Source organism: Bombella sp. ESL0380 (assembly GCF_009725805.1).
GTDB lineage: Bacteria > Pseudomonadota > Alphaproteobacteria > Acetobacterales > Acetobacteraceae > Bombella > Bombella apis.
In genome coordinates, this window is record NZ_WNIH01000003.1 from 256396 (window position 1) to 282017 (window position 25622).

Annotated in this window: 22 protein-coding genes; 18 read left to right on the forward strand and 4 right to left on the reverse strand. The window is 59.3% G+C overall.

Annotation, left to right across the window (positions count from 1 at the left end):
• Positions 1-25 precede the first annotated feature (25 nt).
• The 5 genes from GM608_RS02320 to GM608_RS02340 all read left to right on the forward strand — a co-directional run bounded on the left by GM608_RS02320 (position 26) and on the right by GM608_RS02340 (position 6074).
• Positions 26-1231: a hypothetical protein gene (locus tag GM608_RS02320; protein WP_333644936.1), complete on the forward strand. Its 1206-nt coding sequence runs from the start codon at positions 26-28 to the stop codon at positions 1229-1231.
• A 127-nt stretch (positions 1232-1358) separates the two neighbouring features.
• Positions 1359-2582, forward strand: coding sequence for a hypothetical protein (locus tag GM608_RS02325; protein WP_043560802.1), 1224 nt, complete (start codon positions 1359-1361; stop codon positions 2580-2582).
• 16 nt (positions 2583-2598) lie between these two features.
• Positions 2599-3735, forward strand: a complete 1137-nt coding sequence (locus GM608_RS02330; RefSeq protein ID WP_081562954.1) for an asparaginase — start codon at positions 2599-2601, stop codon at positions 3733-3735.
• Between the two features lie 74 nt (positions 3736-3809).
• The gene (locus GM608_RS02335; protein ID WP_081562955.1) at positions 3810-5039 is read left to right on the forward strand and encodes an SMP-30/gluconolactonase/LRE family protein; all 1230 of its coding nucleotides are present in this window, start codon (positions 3810-3812) and stop codon (positions 5037-5039) included.
• A gap of 132 nt (positions 5040-5171) precedes the next feature.
• The gene (locus GM608_RS02340) at positions 5172-6074 is read left to right on the forward strand and encodes a GIY-YIG nuclease family protein (protein WP_333644938.1); all 903 of its coding nucleotides are present in this window, start codon (positions 5172-5174) and stop codon (positions 6072-6074) included.
• On the opposite strand, the gene gpmA is transcribed toward GM608_RS02340, so the two are convergent.
• A complete protein-coding gene (gpmA, locus tag GM608_RS02345) occupies positions 6036-6773 on the reverse strand; it encodes a 2,3-diphosphoglycerate-dependent phosphoglycerate mutase (RefSeq protein WP_333644939.1) in 738 nt (245 codons plus the stop codon). The two genes, GM608_RS02340 and gpmA, sit on opposite strands and share 39 nt — an antisense overlap.
• A 182-nt stretch (positions 6774-6955) precedes the next feature.
• Between gpmA and GM608_RS02350 the strand changes: the two genes are divergently transcribed.
• Positions 6956-7495: an HdeD family acid-resistance protein gene (locus GM608_RS02350; protein ID WP_081562957.1), complete on the forward strand. Its 540-nt coding sequence runs from the start codon at positions 6956-6958 to the stop codon at positions 7493-7495.
• Positions 7496-7564: 69 nt separating this feature from the next.
• Here the strand turns inward: GM608_RS02350 and GM608_RS02355 are convergent, their stop codons facing one another.
• Positions 7565-8623 (reverse strand): isocitrate/isopropylmalate dehydrogenase family protein, encoded by a 1059-nt coding sequence (locus GM608_RS02355; RefSeq protein WP_086431147.1) that lies wholly within the window; start codon positions 8621-8623, stop codon positions 7565-7567.
• On the opposite strand from GM608_RS02355, the gene GM608_RS02360 reads away from it, so the two are divergent.
• From GM608_RS02360 to GM608_RS02375, 4 genes are all read left to right on the forward strand, one after another.
• Positions 8622-8750: a hypothetical protein gene (locus tag GM608_RS02360; protein WP_256462227.1), complete on the forward strand. Its 129-nt coding sequence runs from the start codon at positions 8622-8624 to the stop codon at positions 8748-8750. The two genes, GM608_RS02355 and GM608_RS02360, sit on opposite strands and share 2 nt — an antisense overlap.
• A gap of 151 nt (positions 8751-8901) precedes the next feature.
• Entirely contained in the window at positions 8902-10212 is a 1311-nt protein-coding gene (locus GM608_RS02365) for a citrate synthase (RefSeq protein WP_086441530.1), read from the forward strand.
• Between the two features lie 52 nt (positions 10213-10264).
• Complete coding sequence (gene acnA, locus GM608_RS02370; protein WP_333645109.1) at positions 10265-12952, forward strand: aconitate hydratase AcnA; 2688 nt, start codon at positions 10265-10267, stop codon at positions 12950-12952.
• An 81-nt stretch (positions 12953-13033) separates the two neighbouring features.
• Positions 13034-13690, forward strand: a complete 657-nt coding sequence (locus GM608_RS02375) for an invasion associated locus B family protein (RefSeq protein WP_333644940.1) — start codon at positions 13034-13036, stop codon at positions 13688-13690.
• 15 nt (positions 13691-13705) lie between these two features.
• On the opposite strand, the gene GM608_RS02380 is transcribed toward GM608_RS02375, so the two are convergent.
• A complete protein-coding gene (locus GM608_RS02380) occupies positions 13706-14911 on the reverse strand; it encodes a multidrug effflux MFS transporter (protein WP_333644941.1) in 1206 nt (401 codons plus the stop codon).
• Positions 14912-15092: 181 nt separating this feature from the next.
• Between GM608_RS02380 and GM608_RS02385 the strand changes: the two genes are divergently transcribed.
• The 6 genes from GM608_RS02385 to GM608_RS02410 all read left to right on the forward strand — a co-directional run bounded on the left by GM608_RS02385 (position 15093) and on the right by GM608_RS02410 (position 22157).
• Positions 15093-16361, forward strand: coding sequence for a glutamate-5-semialdehyde dehydrogenase (locus GM608_RS02385; protein WP_333645110.1), 1269 nt, complete (start codon positions 15093-15095; stop codon positions 16359-16361).
• 237 nt (positions 16362-16598) lie between these two features.
• Positions 16599-17000 carry a hypothetical protein gene (locus GM608_RS02390; RefSeq protein WP_276830478.1) on the forward strand — a complete coding sequence of 134 codons (402 nt, stop codon included), beginning with the start codon at positions 16599-16601 and terminating at the stop codon, positions 16998-17000.
• Complete coding sequence (locus GM608_RS02395) at positions 16997-17149, forward strand: SDR family oxidoreductase (RefSeq protein WP_086431145.1); 153 nt, start codon at positions 16997-16999, stop codon at positions 17147-17149. Before GM608_RS02390 ends, GM608_RS02395 begins: the two co-directional genes overlap by 4 nt.
• Before the next feature lie 231 nt (positions 17150-17380).
• On the forward strand, positions 17381-18829 hold the full coding sequence (locus GM608_RS02400; RefSeq protein ID WP_227449654.1) for an alginate export family protein: 1449 nt from the start codon (positions 17381-17383) through the stop codon (positions 18827-18829).
• A 248-nt stretch (positions 18830-19077) separates the two neighbouring features.
• Positions 19078-20607 carry a hypothetical protein gene (locus GM608_RS02405; RefSeq protein ID WP_192848005.1) on the forward strand — a complete coding sequence of 510 codons (1530 nt, stop codon included), beginning with the start codon at positions 19078-19080 and terminating at the stop codon, positions 20605-20607.
• Positions 20608-20741: 134 nt separating this feature from the next.
• Positions 20742-22157, forward strand: coding sequence for an amino acid permease (locus GM608_RS02410; protein ID WP_052349139.1), 1416 nt, complete (start codon positions 20742-20744; stop codon positions 22155-22157).
• 120 nt (positions 22158-22277) lie between these two features.
• On the opposite strand, the gene GM608_RS02415 is transcribed toward GM608_RS02410, so the two are convergent.
• Positions 22278-22706 (reverse strand): EamA family transporter, encoded by a 429-nt coding sequence (locus GM608_RS02415; RefSeq protein ID WP_043561539.1) that lies wholly within the window; start codon positions 22704-22706, stop codon positions 22278-22280.
• A gap of 247 nt (positions 22707-22953) precedes the next feature.
• Between GM608_RS02415 and GM608_RS02420 the strand changes: the two genes are divergently transcribed.
• Positions 22954-24441 (forward strand): carbohydrate porin, encoded by a 1488-nt coding sequence (locus GM608_RS02420; protein WP_081562965.1) that lies wholly within the window; start codon positions 22954-22956, stop codon positions 24439-24441.
• A gap of 10 nt (positions 24442-24451) precedes the next feature.
• Positions 24452-25618, forward strand: a complete 1167-nt coding sequence (locus GM608_RS02425; RefSeq protein WP_154981623.1) for a hypothetical protein — start codon at positions 24452-24454, stop codon at positions 25616-25618.
• Positions 25619-25622 lie beyond the last annotated feature (4 nt).

The following is a 25622-nucleotide window of genomic DNA, read 5'->3' on the forward strand; positions in this document are numbered from 1 at the left end:
GAGTGTTTGGGAGAAAGGTCCCGAAATGTTCCAGTTTCTGTCTCACGGTCTGTCGTCGCTTTTTGCGCAGAGTCCGGAGCTGGCTTTTTTTCTTTCCATCGGTCTTGGTTTTTGGATAGGTCAGATAAAGATCGGTACGTTCCAGCTCGGCGGTATTGCAGGGTCGCTGGTGATGGCGGTTCTGATCAGCCAGTTTGGCGTCAAGATGGATTCTGACCTCAAGATCGTTCTTTTCGTTCTTTTCATCTATGCGGTGGGGTATAGCAGCGGGCCCGATTTTTTCCGCTCTCTGGGGCGGCAGTCCCTGCGAGAGATCATGCTGTCCGTCATTCTGGCTGTCAGCGGGTTTGCAACGGTTGTCGGGGTAGGGCGTCTGTTCCACCTGGACAAGGGCATGGCGGCCGGTCTGGCGGCAGGGGGGCTGACCCAGTCTGCCATCATCGGTACGGCCAGTTCGGCCCTTGCGGAGCTGGGATTGTCCGCTGCACAGTTGCAGCAGATGCAGGCCCATGTGGCCGCAGGTTATGCCGTGACCTATATTTTCGGTTCCATCGGTACCATCATTTTCTGCGTGGATATCCTGCCCTTCTTCATGCGGCGTGACATGAAGGCCGATGCCCTGGCGGCAGAGGCAGTGGGGCTGCCAGAGGATGTGGGAGGTGAGACCGAGCCGCGTGGCGTTGTTCCAGCGGCGACCGATCTCGTCTACAACATGCTCGGCGTGGCTGTCGGGCTGGTCATTGGCCTTGTGGTCATCCGTGTGTGGGGTATGTCCCTGACGCTCGGTTGCGGGGGCGGGGCACTGATGTCCGGCCTGCTGTTCGGCTGGTGGCACAGGCGGCACGCCGGTTATGGGGAGATGCCGTCGTCTGTCTGTTCCTTCTGGGGCAATTTCGGTCTGGCCGGCTTCGTGGTGGTGACGGGGTTGCAGACAGGCCGGGAGGCTGTGGAAGTCATTGTCCATCAGGGGGTGCTCCTCCTGCTGCTCGGTATGGTGGTGACGATCCTGCCGCTGGTCATTACGGCGCTTATTGGCCGTTTCTTCATGGGGTACCGGAATGTCGCCCTGTTTGCCGGGGCCCTGTCGGGGGCACGTAGTGCCAACCCGGCCTTCAGTGAGGTCCTGGCCAAGGCAGGCAACAACACACCGGCCATCCCTTTTGTCATTACCTATGCCGTGGCCAATGTGCTGCTGACTCTTCTGGGGCCGTTCATTGTGGCTTTCGGGTAGGCTGTTCGCTGGCATCCATCCCGTCTGGATGGAACGTCCCATAATCGGTAAGTAATGTTCTGTAGAGAAAGCCTGGTTGGGAAACCGCCAGGCTTTCTCCATGACTGTTTGGAGAAAAGGTCACGGCATGTTCCAGCGTCTGTTTCACGGGTTGTCTCATCTCTTTGGAGAGAATCCAGAGCTGGCTTTTTTCCTGTCCGTCGGTTTTGGCTTTCTGATCGGGCGCATAAGGATAGGCGTGTTTCAGCTTGGGGGCGTGGCAGGGTCATTGTTGATGGCCGTGCTGATCAGCCAGTTTGGTGTGCATGTGGGGTCCAGCCTCAGGACAGTACTGTTCATCCTGTTCATCTACGCTGTGGGATATCGCAGTGGCCCAAACTTTTTCCGCTCTCTGGGGCGGCAGTCCCTGCGGGAGGTGGCACTGGCGGTCATTATGGCCATCAGTGCGTTCGGGACCGTTATCGGGGTTGCGCGGCTGTTCCATCTGGACAAAGGCATAGCCGCCGGTCTGGCGGCAGGGGGGCTGACGCAGTCTGCCATCATTGGCACTGCCAGTTCCGCTCTGGAGAAGCTTGGCCTCCCTCTGGCGCAGGTGCAGCAGATGCAGGCGGATGTTGCTGTCGGCTATGCCGTGACCTATATCTTCGGGTCCATCGGCACCATCATTTTCTGCGCCACCATTCTGCCACTCTGCATGCGTCGCAATTTGCGGGATGATGCGCTGAAGGCAGAATCCCTGCCAGAAGATGCGACGGAGGATACGCTGCCTGCTGTCCAGAATGGGACGGTCCAGCGGACTGCCGTGCCGGTTACGACGGACCTTGTCTACAACATGCTGGGCATGGCGCTGGGGCTGCTGTTCGGGCTTGTGGTCGTCCATCTGGGCGGGGTGCCCATCACGCTGGGCAGTGGTGGTGGAGCCCTGCTGTCCGGCCTGCTTTTTGGCTGGTGGCATGGGCGACATCCGGGCTACGGCGCCATGCCGTCTTCTGTCTGCCTGCTCTGGGGCAGTTTCGGTCTGGCAGGTTTCGTCGCAGTGACAGGCCTTCAGACAGGTGGGCAGGTCGTGGCGATCATTACCCGCCAGGGGGGAACGATTCTGCTGCTGGGCATGATCGTCACCATCGTGCCATTGGTGATCACGGCTCTTGTCGGGCGTTTTCTGCTGGGGTATCGGAATGTTGCCCTCTTTGCAGGGGCTCTTGCGGGGACACGCAGCTCCAATCCGGCTTTTGGTGAGGTTCTGGCCAAGGCTGGCCATGGCAGCCCTACTGTTCCCTTTGCCATTACCTATGCCGTGGCCAATGTGCTGCTGACCCTGCTTGGTCCGCTCATCGTGGCTTTCGTGTAAGAAAGGGCCGTCCGTCATGACCATCCGACACACGCTGAACAGTCTGAAACCCCATAAGGGGGCCCGACGCTGCCTGAAGCTGGCTTTTTCCGCTCTCAGGGTTCTTCCGCTTGGTACCGGGCTGGTGGCCGCCACCCCGGCTTCGGCGCAGGCAGGGCAGGGCATGGGGCGGTTGCCCCGTGTGCTCGTTCTGGCCACGGGGGGGACCATAGCGGGAAAGGCGGACCCACGTTCTGCCATCGGTTATGATGCAGGCTCGACAACGGGGCAGCAGCTTGTGGCCGCTGTGCCGGGTGTGGACAGGCTGGCCCAGCTTCAGGTGGAGCAGATCGCCAACATTCCTTCGCAGGACATGAATCACAAGGTCTGGTTCCGGTTGATGGAGCGCATCAATCAGGCTTTTGCCCGGCATGAGGCCGATGCCGTAGTCATCACCCACGGGACGGATACGATGGAGGAGACAGCCTTCTTTCTGGATACCGTCCTGCATCATGACCAGCCTGTGGTGATGACAGGGGCCATGCGTCCGGGCTCGGCCATCAGTGCGGATGGTCCGGCCAACATTTATGAGGCAGTCAAGGTGGCAGCCCATCCGCAGGCGAAGGGGCGGGGGGTGCTGGTCGTGCTGAATGATACCATCCATGCGGCCCATTGGGTCAGCAAGGCGGACAGCACGGTCCTGCAGACCTTCGTGTCCCGACAGACAGGGCCTGTGGGTATTGTGGACCCTGCCGCTGTACGCTTTTACGGGCCGCCGCGGCCCCGTCTGTTCCTGTCCCTGCCGGATGGAGCAACGCTGCCTGCTGTGGATGTGGTGTATGCGCATGCGGATATGGATGGTCGCCAGATTGATGATGCCATCCGTGCCGGTGTGAAGGGGATCGTCATTGCTGGAATGGGGGATGGCAATGTGTCGGCCCAGGCCATGCAGGCGTTGGACAGGGCCGTCCGGGCGGGGATTGTAGTCGTACGTTCCAGCCGTGTCGGTGACGGGTTTGTCAACCGTGATGTGGAAGTGGATGATGAGGCCCATCACTTCGTGGCGTCGTATGACCTCAACCCGCAGAAGGCCCGTCTGTTGCTACAGCTGCTCCTGGCCGGTGGGGTGCAGGATGTCCAGGCCGTGCAGCGTGCTTTTGCCTTCGGGTATTGATTGCGTCGTGCTGAGTTCTACCTTGGTGTGAGTGCTGGATGTCGGCATGAAACGGGCCGGGGGAGGATGTGAATATGGATGAACCGATGCGGGATGGAAAAGCAGGGGCTGGTGGTTCTGCCGGCCGTCTGACACGCCGCGGTCTGCTGGCGGGTCTTGCAGGGGTAGCGGCGTCTCCCGTGGCGGGACATGCTCTTGGGTCCATCGTGTCGGGTCCGAGTGTGATTTCCTCCCCGCCCCGGACATGGGGTGCGGAGGAGACACCGGTCAATCTGCCCGACCCTGACGTGCTGGCGCTTGATCCATCCTTCGGGCTTGTGAATTATGGCAATGCTCCCTTGCGGAAGCTCTGGCAGGGGGCTGGCTGGCTGGAAGGCCCGGCCTGGTGTACGGTCGGGCGTTTTCTGCTGCTGAGCGATACGATCACGGGGTGTCAGTATCGCTACGACCCGGAGGATGGGCCGCAGGGTCATGTGAGCCTGTACCGGCGGGAAAGTTTTAATGCCAATGGCAACACGTTTGATGCTGAAGGGCGGCTGGTGACCTGTGAGCATGGGATGCGCCGGGTCATACGCTGGGAGCATGATGGCAGTGTCACCGTGCTGGCGGACCGGTACAGGGGCAGGACGCTCAACTCTCCCAATGATGTCGTGGCAGCACCCGATGGCAGCATCTGGTTCACAGACCCGGCCTACGGGGACGGAGTGGTAGAAGGCCACGCCGATGTGGATGGTCCTGCCAATCCCCAGCGTCATCTCAATCCTTATCTGGATGCGGAGCTGACAAGCCAGTATGGCGGGTTGCGTCGGCAGGAGGATCATACCTTCCGGGTGGATGCAAAAACCGGGAAGGTGGAGGCTGTGCTGGGGCAGAAGGATGTGGCAGGGCCCAATGGTCTCTGTTTTTCCCCTGATGGTAGCCGGCTCTATGTGGCGTCCTCTGGTGTGGGCCCTGGTGCGCAGCCGCCTTTGCCGGACCATGCCATCCATGTGTTCGACCTGAAACAGGGGCGGCCGACCAACGGGCGTCTCTTCACGGATTTTACGCTGGCTGGCCGGGCCATGCGCCCTGATGGCCTGCGCACCGATGTGGAGGGCAACCTCTGGTGCGGTGCCTGGGGGCCGCTGGGGCTTTGCGGTGTGTTCATCTATAATCCACATGGCCAGATGATTGGCCGTATCCGCCTGCCTGTCGGCTGTTCGAACCTCACTTTTGGGGGGCCGAAGCGCAATATCCTCTATATGTGCTGCGGGACGGCCCTGTTCAGCCTCATCACCGCCACGCAGGGTGCTGGCCACAGCTGAGCATCATCAGAGGTTACCCACAGTTTCCGCGGATGGAATGGTGGATGATCTGGGGATGAGCGTGTGAATAGCGGGTATGGAAAACGGCAGTCCGTTTTCTGATGTTTTTTGGAAGGACAGGACGGAATGCTCATGCCACATCCTCAGACCATCGAGATTTTTTTGCCGTCTGGGGATCCCCAGAGTCTGCGTGTCGCCTCGGTTGTGACCCGTACTGTCAGTCTGGTTGAAATTCCCCGGTCACAGCTGCGTCTTTTTTTACAAAGACCGGAAGCAGGGCGGGTGGGTCTTTATTTTCTTTTCGGGGAGGAAGATAAGACGGAACGGCCGAAAGTATATGTTGGTCAGACCGGAAAGTTGGGGGAGCGGCTGAAGCAGCATAACGGGGAAAAGGATTTCTGGAACAGGGCTGTGGTGGCTGTCACGTCGACGGATGTCTTGACCGAGGTGCATGCCCGTTTTCTGGAGGTGTGGTCTCTCAGGCAGGCAGAGGCGGTCGGCCGGTATGTGCTGGACAACAGACAGAAAGGCGGGGATTTCCCGCATATGTCTCCCTCCATGAGGGCTGTCTGTGATGAACTCTTTGAGACCATCAGCATTCTGTTGACGACTCTGGGGTATCCTGTTTTTAAACCGGTCCTGGAGCAGTTTCCTTTAGGTGAAGGGCAGGTTGCCCAAGTGCAGGATGATGTACCGGAACTGTTTTTCTGTCGAGGGACTGGTGTTGAAGGGCGGGGCCACTATACCGAAGAAGGCATGGTGATTTTGGCAGGGTCTTATGGACGCAGGTCTTCTCCGAGATATGAGGAATATGCTCCCCGTGCGGCGGAGGGGCGTCAGGAAGCTCTTGACAACGGTCTTTTGCGGTTGGAGGGAGAAAGGCTGGTGCTGACACGGGACACGCTTTTCAAGAATCCTTCGCCAGCTGCCAGCTTTTTGTTGGGACGTTCTGCCAACGGTTGGATAGAATGGAAAGATGGAGAAGGGCGTACCCTGTCACAACGGATACGGGATGTCGTCGAGGATGATGTCTGAAGGTTCCAGATAGTGGGGCTGTTCAGGGTTGCCGGTATCATCCATTTCATAGACAAGTGGTGTACCTGTCGGGATTTCCAGCGTCCGGGTTTCCCCCGGAGGGAGCTCCTCCAGATGGCCGATGAGGGCCCGCATGACAGTCCCATGCGTGACGACGAGCAGGGAACGGCCCTGCCGCAGGGCTGGCAGCAGCGTATCCTGCCAGTAGGGCAGCACCCGCTTCATGGTCATGGCCAGACTTTCGGCGCAGGGAAGATCGCATCTAGGGATGGAGGCATAGCGGGGGTCGTTCCCCGGATGGTGCGGGCTGTCCGGCTTTACAGCTGGCGGTGTGACGTCAAAACTCCGGCGCCATTGCTGCACCTGTTCCCGGCCGTAGCGTGCGATGGTGTCGTCCTTGTTCAGCCCCTGCAGGGCACCATAATGGCGTTCATTCAGCCGCCAGCTCCTGTATTCCGGCAGCCATGACTGGTCCAGCTCGTCCAGACAGTGATGCAGTGTGTGGATGGTTCTTTTCAGCATGGAGCTGTGGGCTGCATCGAAGAGGAAGCCGTGGTGCCGCATCAGGCGGCCTGCCCTGCGGGCTTCCTCATGGCCGTTGGCGGAGAGGTCCAGATCATTCCAGCCCGTGAACAGGTTGGCCTCATTGCCCAGGCTCTGCCCGTGGCGCATCAGCACCAGCTTTGCCCCCGTCATCATGAGGGTCCTCCTTTCTGCTCCATGCCGTACTGTCATGCATGTGCGCATGGCAGGCCAAGATGGCAGGATATGTCAGGCTGGAAAAGATGGCAGGCATCATTATTACGCATGGCTTCTGATACTTGTCAGAAATGTGAATATACGTCATCCTTTTCAGGGAAGATTATGGAGGGATAAGGCTCATGACTGATAATCAGCAGAAAAATCTGGTAAAGCAGGAAGGTAATTGTGGAATCGTCATGGGGGCCCTGATCGTCCTCACGGGTGTGCTTGTGGCCATGACACCCGTGCTGAGCATCATCTCTCTTACGGCCCTCATTGCGGTCGGGCTTCTGTTCGTCGGGGTTTTCACGCTGGTGGATGTGTTCCGCCGGACAGGCATGGAACGCCGGATGCTGGATGGTCTCCTGGGTATTTTCTTCATCATCCTGGCCATCCTGATCTTCTTCAACCCCGTAGGGTCGGCCATCGGGCTGACGATCTGGGTTGCTGCATGGTTCATCGTGCGTGGCGTGATGGAGCTGGCCGGAATGGGGGCTTCGCCTTATGGCCGCAGCTTCATGGCGCTGGATGCCATCGTCAATATTGTTCTGGGCGTGACACTGTTCTGCATCAACCCGATCACGGCACAGGCGGCGCTGGGCTATTATGTGGCTATCAGCCTGATGTTCTGGGGCTTTTCGGTCATCCATCGCAGCATCCTGCTCAAGCATCTGGTCTGAGCCCTGCTTTCAGGCCTGGATGAGGTCAGAACCCGGCCAGAAAAGGCCGGGTTTTTTTCATGTTCCGGTTCAGGGTTTCTCCAGGGCGTTTATGACGGCTCTGGTGAACTGGTCTGTTGTGGCCGTGCCACCGAGGTCGCCCGTGCGTGTGCCGTTCTGGAGTGTCTGGATGATGGCGGTTCTCAGGCGGGTGGCCAGGGCTGCATGGTTTGTGTGGTCCAGCATGAGGGCGCCTGCGAGCAGGAGAGCCGTGGGGTTCGCCCTGTTCTGTCCGGCAATGTCGGGAGCGGAGCCATGCACGGCCTCGAAGATGGCCATGTCTTTTCCAATATTGGCCCCCGGAGCCAGTCCCAGCCCACCTGTCAGACCGGATATCTGGTCGGAAAGGATGTCACCGAAGAGATTGGTGGTGACAATTACATCAAACTGGGAGGGGTCGAGGCAGAGCTGCATGGCGCAGGCATCCACGATCCGTTCATCACAGGCGATGCGCCCTTCATAACGGGCGGCAACCTTGCGCCCTGTTTCCAGGAAAAGGCCGCTCATCAGCTTGAGGATGTTGGCCTTGTGGACCAGCGTTACCTTTCTGCGACCATGGGCCAGTGCATAGTCAAAGGCATGGGTCACGATGCGTTCGCATTCGGCTCGTGTTGTATAACCAGCTGAAAGAGCCATGCCCTGCGGGTCATCGCCCTGGGGAAGATAATAGTCACGGGCGGCGTAATAACCCTCGATATTTTCCCGGATGAGCACGATGTCCAGCCCGTCATAGCGGCGCAGGTCATCCCGTGGGAGAAGAGTACGGGCAGGGCGTATGTTGGCGTAAAGGTCGAATTTCTGGCGCAGTGTGACATTGACGGAGCGGAATCCCGTGCCGCTGGGCGTGGCCAGCGGTGCCTTGAGGGCAAGGCGGGTGCGTTCCAGGCTGCGGAGGGTGGCGTCCGGCAAAGGGGTTCCTTCGTCTTCCAGAGCATGGACTCCGGCTTTCTGCTCGTCCCAGAGGAAGGGGGCGCCAAGGGCCGCCAGAACCTCTTTTGTGGCCCGTGTGATTTCCGGGCCGATTCCATCACCGGGAATCAGTGTTACGGGTATGGGTTGTCCTGCTGTGGAGGATGTGTGGGCTGACATGGGGGAATTCTCCCTGAAAATGGGGCTGTGTGCCCTCTTCATGCCCGTGGTGGGTGAGCCTTTCTGTCTGGCCGGTGGCATGATCCAGCCAGAGAGCACCAGCTCATCATGCTTCATGGGAATGTGACAAGAGCTGGAAGATAAAGATTTTTTTGTAGAGCATGATGCTTGCGGGGGCAGGAACTATGTGCGTTACTCAAATATAACGATACCGAAATTAAATGGACTGTTCCGGTGTTGTTTCGCAGGGAGGTCACATCATGGGGATCCGTGAAGTAATGGCAGCACAGCAGGATGCCGGGCAGTGGGTGCTTCGCAGGGTGGAGGGAACCGCGCAGGAGGTGCCGCTGGGCAGCATGAAGGGGCAGCTGGGGCCGGATGTGGTGGACATGCGGACCCTCTACCGGCGGGCGGGTGTGTTTTCCTATGACCCCGGTTTTGCCAATACGGCATCCTGCATGAGTGCCATCACCTATATTGATGGTGAGGCCGGGATATTGCTGCATCGTGGCTACCCGATTGAGCAGCTTTGCCAGAAAGCGAGTTTCCCGGAAGTCGCCTGGCTGCTGTCACACGGAGAGCTGCCTGATGCACGGCAGAAGGCCCGTTTCGAACATGGGTTGATGGCTGAGGCACATCTGCATGAGCAGATACGCAACTTCTTCAACGGGTTCCGGCGGGATTCCCACCCCATGGCCATGCTCTGCGGGACGTTGGCTGGCCTCTCCAGCTTCTATGGCAATCAGGGAGCGGACCAGCGGCACCGTATCACATCAGAGGAGCGGGAGATGTCTACCCTGCGGCTTGTGGCCAAGATGCCGACTCTGGCAGCCTGGGTCTACCGCTACAGCCGGGGGTTGCCGCTGATCTACCCCCGTCCGGGACTGAGCTATGCGGAGAACTGTCTGCACATGCTCTTCTCCATGCCGGAAGCAGCCTGGGAGGTGAATCCGGTTCTGGCACGGGCCTTCGAGAGGATTCTGATCCTTCATGCCGACCATGGGCAGAATGTTTCTACATCCACCGTGCGGACGGTGGGGGCCACGGGAGTCAATCCTTTTGCGTGTGTCGCTGCTGGTGTGGCGGCGCTCTGGGGGCCAGCACATGGCGGTGCGAACGAGGCCGTGCTGGATATGCTGGATGAGATCGGTACGGTGGACGGCATTCCGGCTTTTATGAACCGTGTCAGGAATCAGGAGGATGGTACGCGGCTGATGGGCTTTGGCCACCGTGTCTACAGGAATCTGGACCCACGGGCCGGGCTGATGCGGAACATCTGCCATGAAGTGCTGGCAGAGCTCGGGATGGATCATGATCCCCGTCTCGAGCTGGCCATGAAGCTGGAAGAGACAGCCCTGAATGATGAGTATTTCATCTCCCGGCGGCTCTATCCCAATGTGGATTTCTATTCCGGAATCATCCTCCGGGCGATGGGGATTCCGTCCTCCATGTTCACGGTGTTTTTTGCTGTGGCCCGTACAGCGGGATGGGTTGCCCAGTGGAAGGAAATGCTGGAGAGCCGCGCAGGCATCAGCCGTCCCCGTGCCCTTTATGTCGGGCCGGACAGGCGGGATGTGCCGGCGTCCTGAGGAGCAGCCGGCTGAAGAAACAGGGCACGAGACTGGCAAGCGGGAGGGCATGATGACTGGAACAGACAGGACAGCCGGGCAGGGGGGCATTCCATGGCAGAGGCTGGAGCATGAGGGGCAGAGTTATCGATATGTATCGCTCCCCCATGCTCTGGCCGGAGCGGGGGAGAAGGCGCAACGCCTGCCTTATGTGTTGAAGATCGTTCTGGAGAACGTGTTGCGGCAGGGGCAGCATGATGCGGCGGCGCTGGTGACGGGTTGGGCTGAGACCTGCCATGCCGAAGGTGAGATTCCGTTCCGTCCGGCCCGTATCCTGATGCAGGATTTTACAGGTGTTCCCGCTGTGGTCGATCTTGCCGCCATGCGTGACGGCATGAAACGGCTGGGTGGCGATCCGGAGGAGGTCAATCCGTTCATCCCTGTAGATCTTGTGATCGATCATTCCGTGACAGTGGATGTGGCGGGGCAGAAAGATGCTCTGGAGCAGAATGTGGCCCACGAGTTCAGCCGCAACCGGGAGAGGTACAGCTTTCTGCGCTGGGGGCAGCAGGCATTCGACAATTTCCGGGTCATTCCGCCAGAGGCCGGCATCTGCCATCAGGTGAATCTGGAATATCTGGCTCCGCTGGTCATGCGGAAGGAGGAAGAGGGCGTGACGACCCTTTTCCCGGATACGGTCTTCGGAACAGACAGCCATACGACCATGATCAACGGCCTTGGTGTTCTGGGCTGGGGTGTTGGTGGCATCGAGGCCGAAGCCGCCGCCTTGGGAGAGGCCATTGCCATGCGTCTGCCCGATGTGGTGGGGGTGTATCTGGAGGGACGGTCCGCTCCCGGCGTGACAGCGACGGACATCGTGCTGACCCTGACAGAACAACTCCGGGCGGAAGGGGTTGTCGGCAAGTTTGTGGAGTTTTTCGGTCCGGCGCTGGACCACCTGCCGGTGGCGGATCGGGCCACCATTGCCAACATGGCACCTGAATATGGAGCGACCTGCGGCTATTTTCCACCCGATGCACTGGCCATGGACTATCTGACCCTGACAGGCCGTTCGCCGGATCATGTCCGGCTCGTGGAAGCGTACCTGCGGCAGCAGGGACTGTTCCGGGAGGGTAATGAAACACCGCTTTTCACCACTGTGCTGCGTCTGGACCTGGGGACTGTGAAGCCTTCTGTTGCCGGGCCGAAAACACCCTCCCAGCGTCATGACCTTCCTGCCGTGGCAGAGACCAGCCGGGCCGCCTTGGCGGCTGAAGGACAGGGGGATGTCCGTTTCCCCATCTGCACGAAGGATGCCGCCCTTGCGGGGGAAAGCCTTGGTGCCGGGGATGTCGTGCTGGCAGCCATTACATCCTGCACCAATACATCCAACCCTGCGGCCATGCTGACAGCAGGGCTTCTGGCCCGGAAGGCCCGTCAGCGGGGCATGAAGGTGGCACGGCGCATCAAGACCTCTCTGGCCCCGGGCAGCCAGGCCGTAACCCGGTATCTGGAACGGGCCGGTCTGCTGGAGGATTTCAGTGCGTTAGGGTTTGAGATCGTTGGTTATGGCTGCACGACCTGCATCGGCAATAGCGGCCCCTTGCAGGCTGACATTGCCCGGACGATCACGGAGCATGATCTGACAGTTGCCGCAGTGCTGTCCGGGAACCGTAATTTCGAGGGGCGTGTTTCCCCTCATACGAAGCTGAATTACATCACCAGCCCACCGCTCGTGATGGCCTATGCCTTGGCCGGGACCGTGACACGGAATCTTGCGGTGGAACCTCTTGGCCATGATGAGGCCGGTCAGCCTGTCATGCTGGCCGATATCTGGCCCGGCGGGGATGAGGTGGCGAATCTCATGGCGCAGTCCGTCGTGGCGGAGGCCTTTGCCCGTGGCTATGCGACTGTGGAGCAGGGGCCTGCCCAGTGGCAGGCACTGGGAGACGGCAAGGCCGGTGCAACGTTTGCGTGGGATGGGTCTTCAACCTACATCCAGTCACCGCCGTGGCTGGAGGAGGCTGCCGGCGTGACGGGGCCAATCCGCAAGGCCAGGATTCTGGCCCTGTTCGGGGACAACATCACGACGGATCATATTTCTCCGGCCGGAACGATTGCCATCGGTTCGCCTGCTGCCCGGTATCTTGAGGAGCATGGCGTCTCACCGGCGCAGTTCAACTCTTATGGCAGCCGCCGTGGGAATGATCGTGTCATGGCACGGGGGACATTTGCCAATATCCGTATCCGTAATGAGATGATCCCCGGTAGTGAGGGTGGCGTGACCCGGCACTGGCCAGATGGGGAGGAAGGAGCCATTTTCGATGCTGCTGCCCGGTATCAGCAGGAGCAGGTACCGCTGGTGGTGGTAGCGGGGCGGAATTACGGCATGGGGTCATCACGGGACTGGGCAGCGAAAGGCCCCCGTCTCCTGGGGGTAAAGGCTGTCATTGCCGAGGATTTCGAACGGATTCACCGGGCCAATCTGGCAGGGATGGGGGTTCTGCCCCTTACCTTTCCCAAGGGGGTGACCCGTCAGACGCTCGGCCTGACGGGGCAGGAAGAAGTGAGCATCGACCTTCCGGCCCGGCTTGAGCCCCGGCAGCCTGTCCGTGTGTGTTTTACGGCACCGGATGGCATGGAGCAGGTCGTGCAGGCCACCCTCCAGCTGGAGACGGAGGCTGAGCTGGCCTATGTCGCCCAGGGGGGTATCCTGCCTTATGTGTTGCAGCGCATTGCGGATGGCGGGAGCGTGCGGTGACGGCATGGTCCATGTTTTCCTGATGATGTGTGTGCCGGTTGGTGTTACGGTGGCGGCATGACCGTAGAAGGAGAAAGAAAGATGTTCAGACGCCCTCATGCCGTCATGGTGATGACACTTGGTCTGCTGTCTGCCGTGCCAGCTTCTGCGGCTGGGTCGAAGGATGGTCGGGCCGCAGCTGTGGAAGCCGTGACGGAAAAAGGGGGAGGTCTGCCGGAAATCATGGCGGCTGAACATCCGGGAGTAACGGCCCGGTCCGCTTTTGCCGGGCCATGGCGTTATGGTTGTGCCTATCCGGCCAAGGGCAGCCGACAGGGGACGCAGTTCTGCACCATCCAGCTGGAACGCATGACGGGGACGACGATGGATAGCGGATTTTTCCTGCTGGCTCATGCCACGCCAGACCTCATCAGGAAGCCGCTGGCCCAACAGCCCTGGCAGATCAGCCTGAACCTGCCGACACGCTTGCCGTTCGACATGAAGGCCACTCTTCAGCTGAGCGTGGATAACGGGCAGGCCGTGCCTTTGCCCCTGCAATCCTGTGACGAGACAGGCTGCATGGCCCAGCAGGAGCTTCCGGTCAGTGCCGTGCAGGCTCTGTCATCGGGGAAGACGGCACAGCTGACGGCGAAGACGAAAACGGGCGAGACATGGGCCTATGAGTTCCCGCTCTCCGACATCCAGACGGGGATGCAGCAGATTGCAGGCTGGCTGGAGCGGGGCGAGCTGAACCCGTAAGAAGCGGGCCGGCCTTCAGCCCTTCCTGCCATCACGGATGAGCAGCAGGAAGACGAGGCTGAACAGCGAGGCCACGCAGATGATCGTGGCCATGGGGCGGGGTGTGGCATCCGCCAGCAGCCCCACCAGCCCGGACCCGATGATGCCGCTGCCATAATGGACGGCTCCCGTCATGGCGGAGACGGTGCCCGCATGGGCGGGGTCATCATGCAGGGCACCGGAGAGGGAATTGGCCACGATGAATCCGGCCATGGCGACATAGAGGAAGAGCGGCAGGAACAGCCCCCACAGTCCGCCATAATCAGCCCAGACATCAGCGACCAGCCAGAGCGAGACCAGAACGCTGATGATGACCCCCATGGCAAGCAGCCTGTCGCTGCCCCATGCGTGGACCAGCCGGGCATTGATCATGTTGGCCGTCATGATGCCCACGATGCCCATTCCGAAGAGCAGCGCATAGAGCAGGGAGGAGGCGTGGTGGTAGCTGATATAGGCAAAGGGGGAGCCGGAAATGTAGGCGAACGTCCCCGCATAGTAGCAGCCGCCGGCACAGGCATAGCCCAGCAGGCGGGGGCGGCGGATGAGGTGGGCATAGTGTGAGAAGGCATGGAGAACGGAGTGGGGGCGTTCATCCCGCTTCGGCAAAGTCTCCGGCAGGAAGAACAGGCTGCCGAGCATGATGAGGCCCACACAGACCAGACTGACGAAGATGGCCCGCCAGCCCCAGAAGGCCAGAATCTGTCCGCCAACCAGCGGGGCCAGCAGAGGCGTGATGGCCGTGACGGTCATCAGTGTGGAGAGCATCTGGGCGGCACGGTGGCCGTGATAGAGGTCCCGCACCATGGCCCGGGCGATCACGACATTGGCGCAGGCCCCGATGGCCTGAAGGAGGCGGAAGGCGATGAGCGTCGTGATGGAACCAGCAGCGGCACAGCCTGCCGACCCGAGAGTGAACAGGACCAGCCCGATGGCAATGGGCAGCCGTCGGCCATAATGGTCACTGACCGGCCCCCAGATGAGCTGGCTGAAACTGAACCCCACCAGATAGCCGGAGATCGTCCAGGCCATTTCACCTCCCGGCGCCTGCAGGGCCTGCGCCATGGTGGGCATGGCCGGCAGATAGAAATCGGTGGAGATGGCCGCAAACCCCATCAGGACGCTGAGAATCCCCAGCAGGCGGAGGGAGTGGACGGTTGGTGGCTGTGTGGCGGTGGAGGACATGCCTCAAGAGATGCGGGGCCGTTGTCGGCCTGTCAAGCAGGGGCGGTACATGGGCATGGCGGGTTTCTGCCGGAGTGACCTTGCCATGCCGGTCCAGATCGGCACGATGGGGCTGGTGATGGATGGTGCGGATCATCCGGCAGCGGGAGGCCGGGCCGGTGGAGATGGAGGAGAAAGACCCATGCCGACAGGAACGCAGACGGACGCTCACGTCCCGCCCATGCATGTGCTGGCACGGCGTGCCCGTGAGGCAGCCGGGATTCTGGCCGTATGTCCGGCAGGGCAGCGGACGGCGGCACTGCGCCATGTGGCCGCAGGCTTGCGGGACGGAACGGAAACCTTGCTGGCTGCCAATCGCCGGGACCTTGAGCAGGCCAGTCTCAGCCCGTTCTTTCAGGAGAGGCTGACCCTGACGGCGGAACGGCTTGAGGGCGTGGCCCGCAGCGTGGACGCCCTTGCGGGCATGGAAGACCCGGTCGGACAGGTTCTGGCCGCATGGCAGCAGCCGAATGGCCTGAAGCTGCGTCGTGTGGCCACGCCACTTGGCGTGCTGGGGATGATCCATGAGGGGCGGCCCACCGTTGGGGTAGATGCGGCCACTCTGGCCATCCGGTCCGGCAATGCCCTGCTGCTGCGGGGCGGGCCGGAGAGTTTTCACAGCACACAGGCCCTGCATCATGTGATCCAGCAGGGGCTGGCCCGTGCTGGCCTGCCGGAGGATGCCGTGCTCATGGTGCCGGATGCCGGACCGGAGCATGTGGGAGACATGCTCCGTGCGGCAGGGCTGATCGACGTGACTGTGGTCCGTGGCGGGCGTACGCTGGTGGAGCGTGTGCAGGCCGAGGCACGGATGCCGGTTCTGGCCCATGCGGCGGGGCTGTGCCACAGCTACGTCCATGCGGCGGCGGATCATGAGCTGGCCTGGAGGGTCGTGCGCAATGCCAGGCTGCGCCGTCCCGGCATCTGTGGGGCCACGGAAACGCTCCTGATAGACGCTGCCATTGCTCCGGGTCTCCTGCCGCAGCTTGTGGCCGATCTGGCAGCGGAGGGCTGCACCTTCCGGGCTGACGAGGCCGCCCGCAGCATCCTGCCGGAACTGCCCGCTGCCACGGAGGAAGATTTTGCCACGGAATGGCTGGACAAGGTTCTGAACATTTCCGTCGTGGAAGGGGTGGATGCGGCACTGGCGCATATTGTCCGCTTCTCGTCCCGTCATACGGAGGCGATCCTGACGGAAGATGAGGCCGTGGCGCAGTATTTCATGCAACGTGTCCCCAGTGCCATCGTGATGTGGAACACCTCGACGCAGTTCAGTGATGGTGGTGAATTCGGACTGGGTGGGGAAATCGGCATCATGTCAGGCCGCCTGCCGCCCCGTGGCCCGGTTGGCCCGGCCCAGCTCATGACATGGCGTTATGAGGTGCACGGAACAGGGCAGCTGCGCCCGTGACGGACCGGGATGACCCTTCCAGACCATTCCTGAACCGGAACGGGCCGTGCATGGTCATGTAAACGGATCGTGACGTGAAACCGTTTGATGCGCTCCGGGAGGGCAGTTGACGTGCGGGGCGGGGCAGAAGGTGGTCTTCATCAGGAAGAGCTGTTGAACTGAAACAGCTTGACGTGATGGCCGATATTCGCAGAAGGTCGTCTTCATCAGGAAGAGCTGTTGAACAGGAGATGCCCCATGTTCCGAGATGAGATGGATACGACCCGGCCAGGTGAGGCTGCTGCCAGCCATGAAGGCGAGGGCGTGTCATCCGTGGGCAGGCGGGCGTTTTTCTCCGGTGTGGCGGCTCTTGTCATTGGTCTGCTTCTCGCCGCTCCTGTAGTTGCCGAAGCTGCTCCCCTCTCCATTCCTGCCACCATTACCATGACCATGCCCAAGGGTAGCGAGACAGTCATGGTCTGTACGTCCAAGCTGAATCTTTCGGACGTACAGGTTGCTTGTCGTCCTACTGAGAAGGTCGTCAAGAAGTTCCTGATAATGGCAGGGATTTTCGAAGTGGTTGGCATCGTCCTTCTTGTTCTTCTGATTGAGGGCATTGCCTTCTTTCTTCGGAAGCTGTGGTCACGGAGGAAGTCATGACGTTCTTGTGTGAACAGGAGACACCCTATTACCGTCCCGGACAGCCGGTGGAGATTGCGCCGGTCTATGTCACCCTGGCCTCTCAGGAGAGCAGCTACGTGACTGGGCAGGTCTGGGGCATCACCGGCGGTGACGGCGTACCGGGCTGAGGGAAGGCGGGCTGCCTGTGGAGAACATGAGGCGCAGGCTCTTTCGAGATATTTTTCCGAGATCGTAACATTCTCTGGGCTGCATTCTCTGGATTATATGGCAGACATGAGGTAATAAGCCGCCAGAACAGCCTGAGAATAAGGATGGTCATGGCGGCAAGGGTGCGGAAACTGCTTTGTACAGCTGCAATGTCGGCTGGTGTTTTTACCGCTTCTGAAGCATCTGCGGACGTGACCCTGTTTTCCCGCAAGGATATCACCCTGAATGCCGCTCTCGATATTGGGGGTGATGCCTTTTATTTCCCCAATGCCAATTTTGGCACGGGCTCTTATGCACCGCACAAGGCGGGTTATTACACACGCACGAAAAATGTTGGTCTTGGTGAGCTGTATGGCCAGCCCATGCTTTCAGGCACATGGCAGACCCCGTGGGGTTTTTCGGTGTTCGGGCTGGTTTCGGCCATCGGGTCCACGACGTTGGGTGACGGCGATGCAGAGAGCGTGAGCCAGACCTCCGGCACGCCCCGGCAGGTGAATCTTGAGGATGCCAATCTGGGCGTGAAGATTCCGCTGAATGGGAAAAGACGTCTGATCATCGAGGGGGGACGGCAGAAATTCCAGATTGATGACGGTTTTCTCATGGGGAAGGGAGCCTACAGCTCTGGTGAGCGTGGGGCCTGGTGGTATGCGCCCCGGTTTGCTTTCTCCGGGCCGGGGGTCATCAAGTATGAGGGGACATCCATCCGGTCCGATGTGTTCATGCTGGAGAACAACAGCAACAACCGGCAGACCTACGGCAATGACAAGCCGGAAACGAAGTTTGTCGGTTTTGACGTGACGCTCTTCCGCAGCCGTCCGGATGGAGATGGCGGCTCGTCCTACGGAGACCGGGCGGCCTATGTCACGCTGACCTATTTTTATGTCCGCCATGCCGACAAGGGAGCGGCCTACGATTACTCCAACAGGGCGGACCGGCAGGGCATGAGCGTGACGGCCCTGAGCTGGGGGGGAACGCCCTTTGCGATGAAGAGCCGGCCCTTCACGAAGAACATCACCTTCTATGGCAATTTTGTTTCCGAGCAGAACAGCCACGCAGGCAATGGGTACAAGGGGGTCAGTGCCTATGCCGTCTATGTGGAGCCGGGCTATACGTTTTCCCGGGTTCCGTGGCGGCCTCATGTTTTCTACCGGTACACCCGCTTCAGCGGGGGGCGGGATCCCCACAGCCGGACGAAGCACAATTACGATACGTTTTTTCTTTATGATGGTGCCCGTTACACGTACGGCGGTTACTGGCCGGGGGAGATTGTGGGGAACAACATGTCCCCACTCTCCAACATGGAGGTCCATCAGTTTGACATTACCGGTGTGCCGCCCGTCCATCTGCTGAAGAAGGATGATGAGCTGAAGCTTGGCCTGCATTTTTACGATCTTGCCTATCTGTATCCCACGGGCGCAGGCCTGCCTGCGGGTACGAAGCGACATATGTCGGATGAAGTCAACGTTTCAGCAGAATATGCTTTTGATGCGAATACATCCGGTGCGATTGCAGCGGGTGCTGCCTTTTCTGGTCCAGCAGGGCGGGCACTGGCCAAGGCTGGCGTGCCGGATGGACAGACCATGCCGAAGATCCATGGAGCTTCCGGTGTAATGGAAATTTATTTTTATAAACATTTTTAATATTAGCGCCCATCATTCCGTTTCTGTTCTTCTGTCCGGTTTGATACGGAACAGGGCGTGGAAGGGTTAATAAACTGCCATTTAGAGCGTGTTTTCGTGAGGCAGTATCGTCATGATGAAGAAAAAGAATAAATTGTATATTGTCTCCATTTCATAGAATGTACTGATAAACAAGTCAGACGCTCGATAGACAAGGAACGGTTCTTCTGTAATAAAATTGTGAGGAAAATTTCCAAAAGGTTCCTCATATGTCATCAAAACTGCGGAAACTCTTCGTTTCGTTGGCCGCTTTGGGCAACGTTTATGTGATTTCTGATGCTTATGCTGACCAGACACTTGTTGCGACCAGAAACATTTCTCTCAAGGCCTCTCTGGATATTGGGGGTGATGCGTTCTTTCTGCCCAATACCAACTTCGGGACAGGGTCGTACCGTGAAAAGCGGACGGGCGGCTATGCCCTCATCAAGGATACGACGTATGCCGAGCTGTACGGCAAACCCATTCTTGCAGGGCAGTGGAAAACGCCCTGGGGGTTCAGCGTATTCGGGCAGGCATCGGCCATTGGCTCCACGACATTGGGGGATGGCGATGCCGAGAGCATTTCCCAGACGACACGGACCCCTCGTGCGGTCACGCTGGAGGAGGCCAATCTGGGCATAGACCTGCCCTTCAACAAGGAGCGGAAGCTGATCATTGAGGGAGGACGGCAGAAGTTCCAGATTGATGATGGCTTTCTGATGGGGAAGGGTGCTTACAGCTCCGGGGATCGTGGCGCCTGGTGGTATGCGCCCCGGTTTGCCTTTTCCGGCCCTGGTGTCATCAAATATCAGGGGAAGGCGCTGCGGGCGGATGTCTTCATGCTGGAGAACAACACCAACAACAAGCAGACCCGCAATAATGACAGGCCGGAGACCAAGTTTGAGGGGTTTGACATCACATGGTTTCGCAGCAGGCCAGGAGGGGATGGCGGGGCCGTCTACGAGGACAGGGCGGCTTATCTGACCCTGACCTATTTTCATGTGCGGAAGGCGAATATCGGTTCAGCCTACGACTACGCCAATCGTGGGGACAGGCAGGGGATGAATGTCAGTCAGCTGAGCTGGGGTGGTACGTTCGTGCCCATCCGGGCGCTGGGCATCTCAAAGCACTTCACGCTCTATGGCACATTCGTTTCCGAGCAGAACAGCCATGCGGGCAATGGTTACAAGGGGGTCAGTGCCTATTCGACATATATCGAGCCAGGCTATACGTTCACCAGCCTGCCATGGAAGCCGCACGTCTTTTACCGTTACACCCGTTTCAGCGGGGGGAAAAACCCACATAGCCGGACAAAGCACAATTATGATACGTACTTTCTGTACGATGGGCGCCGGTATACCTATGGTGGCTACTGGCCGGGGGAAATCACGGGCATGTATCTGTCTCCCCTGTCCAATATGGAGATCCATCAGGTGGATCTGACAGGTGTCCCACCCGTCCATCTGTTGCGCAAGGCGGACGAGCTGAAGCTCGGCCTGCATTTCTACGACCTGTCTTTTCTCTACCCCACAGGGTCGGGTTTGTCTCGCAATGTGGGGAGCCACATGTCGGATGAGCTTGATTTCTCCGCAGAATACACGTTTGATGGCAACACATCAGGAGCGATCGCTGGCGGTGTTGCTTTTGCGGGGCCAGCGGGAAAGGCACTGGCAAAGGCCGGTGTTCCGGGAGGCATGCCTATGCCGCCCATACATGGGACATCAGGTGTGCTGGAGCTTTATTTTTACCGTCACTTCTGAGAAGGAACGGAGTTTTAATCTGTTCCGGCTTCCATTTTGACAGTAGATGTTACAAAATGGGAATGACTTAGCGGAGAACCCGTCATCTACTGGATGGGCGATTTGCACAGCCAACTATTCATAAGGACCTTTTCATGAAGGAACCCACCACTGACCAGGCTCAGGCCGAAGATAAGGGGCTCTCGAGTCGTCATATTGCGATGATTGCCCTCGGCGGCGTGATCGGCGCCGGGCTTTTTGTTGGTAGCAGTGCCGCCATTGCCAAAGCGGGACCAGGCATTGCGCTTGTGTTCGTTGTCGTCGGATTCCTGATCATGGGGATCATGCGGATGCTTGGCGAGATTGTTGTCAGCGACCCGGGGCGTGGCTCCTTCGTGGAGTATATCCGCCTTGCGCATGGTGACCGGATCGGCTTTGCCTCCGGCTGGCTCTACTGGTTCTTCTGGGTGGTCGTGATCGGCTCGGAAGCCATCGCTGGTGCCATGATGCTGCGGGACTGGATCGACCTGCCTGTCTGGCTGCTGTCGATCATCCTCATCCTCAGCATGAAGTTTGTGAATTTCTTTGCCCCGAAGATTTTTGGTGAGTGCGAGTTCTGGCTTTCCAGCATCAAGGTTTTCACCATCGTGGCCTTCATCCTGCTGGCGCTGCTGTATGTCCTGCATGTTTTTGGTCCGGGTGTGCCGGTCCATCACAACCTGTTTGGTCGTCGTGGGCTCTTCCCCAACGGGATCGTGCCGCTGCTGGCGCTGGTGCCGACCGTGCTGTTCACCATGATGGGCTCCGAGATCTCCACCGTGGCGGCGTCCGAGACGTCTGATCCGGGGCAGAATGTCTCCCGTGTGACGCGGACACTCGGCCTGCGCATCATGATGTTCTACGTTTCCTCCATCTGCCTGATCACGATGATCGTGCCGTGGTGGAGCCTGTATCCGGGCAAGTCCCCGTTCGTGGCCGTGCTTCAGACCATGGGTGTGCCGGGTGCTGCGCTGATCATGCAGATCGCCATCCTCAGCGCCGTGTTGTCCTGCCTGAACTCCAGCATGTACATCACGTCCCGCATTCTGACAGAGCTGGCCATCCAGGGTGATGCCCCGGCGTTTCTGGTGCGTACGTCGCCGGACAAGGCGCCCCGCATGGCCATTACCATCAGCTCCGTGGCTGGTCTTCTGGTCGCCTTCTCCTCGATTTTTGCACCGAGCGAGATTTTCGGCTTCCTGCTGAACTGTAGTGGTGGTCTGATCCTGCTGACATATGCGCTGATTTCCACGACGTACATCGTGCTGCGCCGCCGGAGCAAACGCTCTGGGACGAGCAAGCACTTCACCCTGCCGCTTTTCCCGTATCTCAGCCTCCTGTGCCTGGGTGCCATCATTCTGGTATTCGTGGCCATGCTGATCAATCCGGGTGAGCGCAACACGGCTTTTGCTTCTCTCGGTACGGCGGTCGTCTGCTACCTGATGGCTTGCAACTTTGCCAGCCGTCTGGCTCCCGTAACGACGGAAGAGCCGGCTGCGGTTGAAGAAGAAACCGGTAAAGAAGGCGAGTAAGCTGGAGGAAGAGGGAAGGCCTGCCTCCCTCTTCTGACGGAAGAGTCTTTTCTGAAGAAAACGGACCCGCCCTCTGGGTGGGTCCGTTTTTTTGTGGCGACTGATAAAGGGGAGAAAGGTCTACCCCAGGGAGACCAGAATGGCTCCCAGCCCGATGAACAGGACTCCCAGCCAGCCCTTGAGGGAGAGTTGCTCCCCGAGGACGGTGACACTGAGTATGGCCACGAAAACAACGCTCAGTTTGTCAAGGGGGGCAACACGGGCAGCATCGCCCAGCTTTAGGGCACGGAAATAGCAGAGCCATGAGGCCCCCGTCGCCAGACCGGATAATAGCAGGAACAGGCAGCCCCGCATGTTGAAGCCTCTGGTCTCGTGAAATTTGCCTGTAATCAGCAAGATCATCCCCAGTACGCCGAGTATGACCAGCGTGCGGATGAAGGTGGCCAGGTCGGAATCAATGTTGTTGACGCCAATCTTGGCGCACAGAGCTGTCAGTGCAGCAAAAACTGCTGAAAGCAGAGCCCAGAAGACCCATGAGGTGGAAAGCATGATGATGTGTCCTCCTGATATTGTGGCAGAGACGTTCTGAAAGATGACCGGATGGGCCTGCGGGCTGTCTTCGTGTTTCAATCATGGTGGGGAGTAGACATCATGGCAATTCTGCTTCTTTGACGGGAATGGGCTGTTCAGAGTGCTGGTAACGTCTCTCAATTGCGAATGAGAATCAATTTTTAATTGAATCGAAAAATTTTTCCGATATCAATAATAAGAATCATTAACAGTTATCGGAGCCGCCATGCCCACCCTTACTTTCAGAAGGCTGTTCACCCGGTCCCGTTATTGTGCTGTGCAGGTTGCAGTGATTGGCCTGCTCTCGTTTTTTATGGAAAGTACAGCTCAGGCCCGTGCCCCCGTGGTCAATCTGGGCAATGCCGCAGCGGCAGGGGATGAGAGTGCAGACGGCCTCTTCGGGTTTCTGTCAAACTGGAAACGGGATTCCAACCTGCTCGGCAGCATGTGGGGCCTGCGGACAGCCATGGGGAAGGCGGGGCTGGTTTTTGCCCTTCAGGAGACGTCGGAGATTTTCGGCAATGTCACGGGGGGAACACGGCGGGGAGCCGCCTATGACGGCCTGACTGTTGCGGTGCTGCAACTGAATACGCAGCGGGCCTTTGGCTGGTACGGTGGTACCTTTCAGGTCAGCATGGAACAGATACATGGGCGCAGTCTCAGTGATGACAATCTTCAGGTGGCCCAGACCATCAGCGGGATCGAGGCAGACCGTTCCACCCGCCTGTGGGAAATGTGGTTTGACCAGAAATTTCTGGACCAGCAGGCTCTGGACATAAAGATTGGCCAGCAGAGCCTGGACCAGGAATGGATGGTGAGCAGCAATGCGCTCGTGTTTGCCAACACCATGTTCGGCTGGCCCATGGTGCCTTCGGCGGACATGCCCGGTGGCGGACCGGCCTATCCGCTCTCCTCACTGGGGGTGAGGGCGAAATACTGGATGGCCACGCCATTGTATGTGCAGGCTGGCGTGTTCAGTGGCAGTCCTGCTCATAATGTCAGTGTGGATGCTCAGAAGAGCAATCCATCCGGGACGAGTTTCGTGTTGAACCGGGGTGTGCTGGCTCTGGTGGAGTTCCAGTATGTCTATCCCGCCCTGGGGGCCATGGTCTCGCCAGATCAGGCCGATGCGCTCTCACGGGTCTATCGCATCGGGGCCTGGTATGATTCCGAGCCTTTTGCGGACCAGTACTGGGACAACATGCACGTGCCGCTTGCGTCTCCGGCCAGCAGTGGCGTGGCTCGCCGTCACCGTGGCCTTTTCAGCCTGTATGCGGTGGTGGACCAGATGCTGTGGCACAGCCATTACGATCCCAACCGGACATTCAATGTCTTTGGCCGGGCGATGGGGACGCCGCAGTCCGACCGTGCGCCCAACGATTTCAGCCTGAATTTCGGCTTCACGTTCAAGGACCCGCTGCCATACCGGCAGGATGACACGCTGGGGCTTGCCATGGGCTACACGCATTTCAGCAAGGCGCTGGCCAAATTTGACAGGGCGACCCGGTTCTACAACGGGAGCTACATGCCGTCCCAGAGCGGGGAAACCTACATGGAGCTGATGTATCAGTGCCAGATGACAGGCTGGCTCCAGCTCCAGCCGGACTTCCAGTACATTTTCAATCCGTCAGGTGGGGTGCCGAACACTCTTCACCCTGACAGGCGCGTGAAGGACATTGCCGTCCTTGGTCTGCGTGCGATCATTGCCCTGTAGGAGGTGCTTCATGAAACAGTTTCTACGCAGAGTTCTGCCCGGCCTGGCCTGCTTCGCTTTCGCTGCCGTGTCTGCTCCACAGGGAGGGGAGGCTGCTCCGAAGGGATTTCTGGAGACCATCCACCGCCATGCCATGCTGGCCTCCACAAGTCCGGGCAATGGCGATCTCAATCCCTATGCGATCTATCTGGTGCCGCAGGACATGGGCAGCCTGAAGAAGGATGAGGTGCTCATCACCAACTTCAACAATGTGAACAATCTTCAGGGAACCGGCACGACCATCGTGGCCTATTCGCCCGTGACAAAAAACATACGCCTGTTTGCCAGTGCTCCGGCCAATCTGGCAGCCTGCCCGGGGGGGATCGGCTTCACGACGGCCCTGACGGTGCTCAAGGCGGGCTGGGTCATTGTTGGCAGCACGCCAAGCAAGGATGGGACAACAGGCACGAAGGGGGATGGCTGCCTTCTGGTTTTTGATGCCAACGGAAAATTCGCCACGGCGTGGAAAGGACCGGACATTACGGGGCCGTGGGGGAATATTGCCAGCATTGATAACGGAGACACGGCCACGCTTTTCATCTCCATGGCGGCGGCGGGGCTGCCAAGCCCCTATGTTCTGGACCCGGCAACGCATTATCCACCCATCCTGCACAATGCGACGGTCATGCGTTTCAATCTGCATGTTCCGCCGGGTAAGCCCCCTGTGCTGGACAGACAGTCAATCATAGCGACCGGGTTTGCCGGTCGTGCCGATCGTGACAATTTTCTTTTTGGGCCAACCGGACTGGCTCTGGACAGTGACGGCACGCTGTATGTCACGGATGGCTATGATGAGGAGGTCACGGCCATTGATGATGCCGTGAACCGCACGACCCCCGTGACACGTCAGAATGATGCCGTGGGGCGTATCATCACCAGAGGGCAGCTGCTCAACTGGCCACTGGCGATGATCTGGGTGCCGGGGCATCACCTGCTGGTGGCCAACGGGCGCAACGGGCAGGTTGTCGAGATAGACCCCGTGGCGAAGAAACAGCTCTATGCCCAGTGGGTGGACAATGACCAGGCCCAGCAGCCCCCGGGCAATGGCGACCTGTTCGGTCTGGCGATGACCCCTGACAACAGGGGATTCTATTATGTCGAAGATGACATGAACACGCTCAATGTTGCCCTTCCGTGAAAGT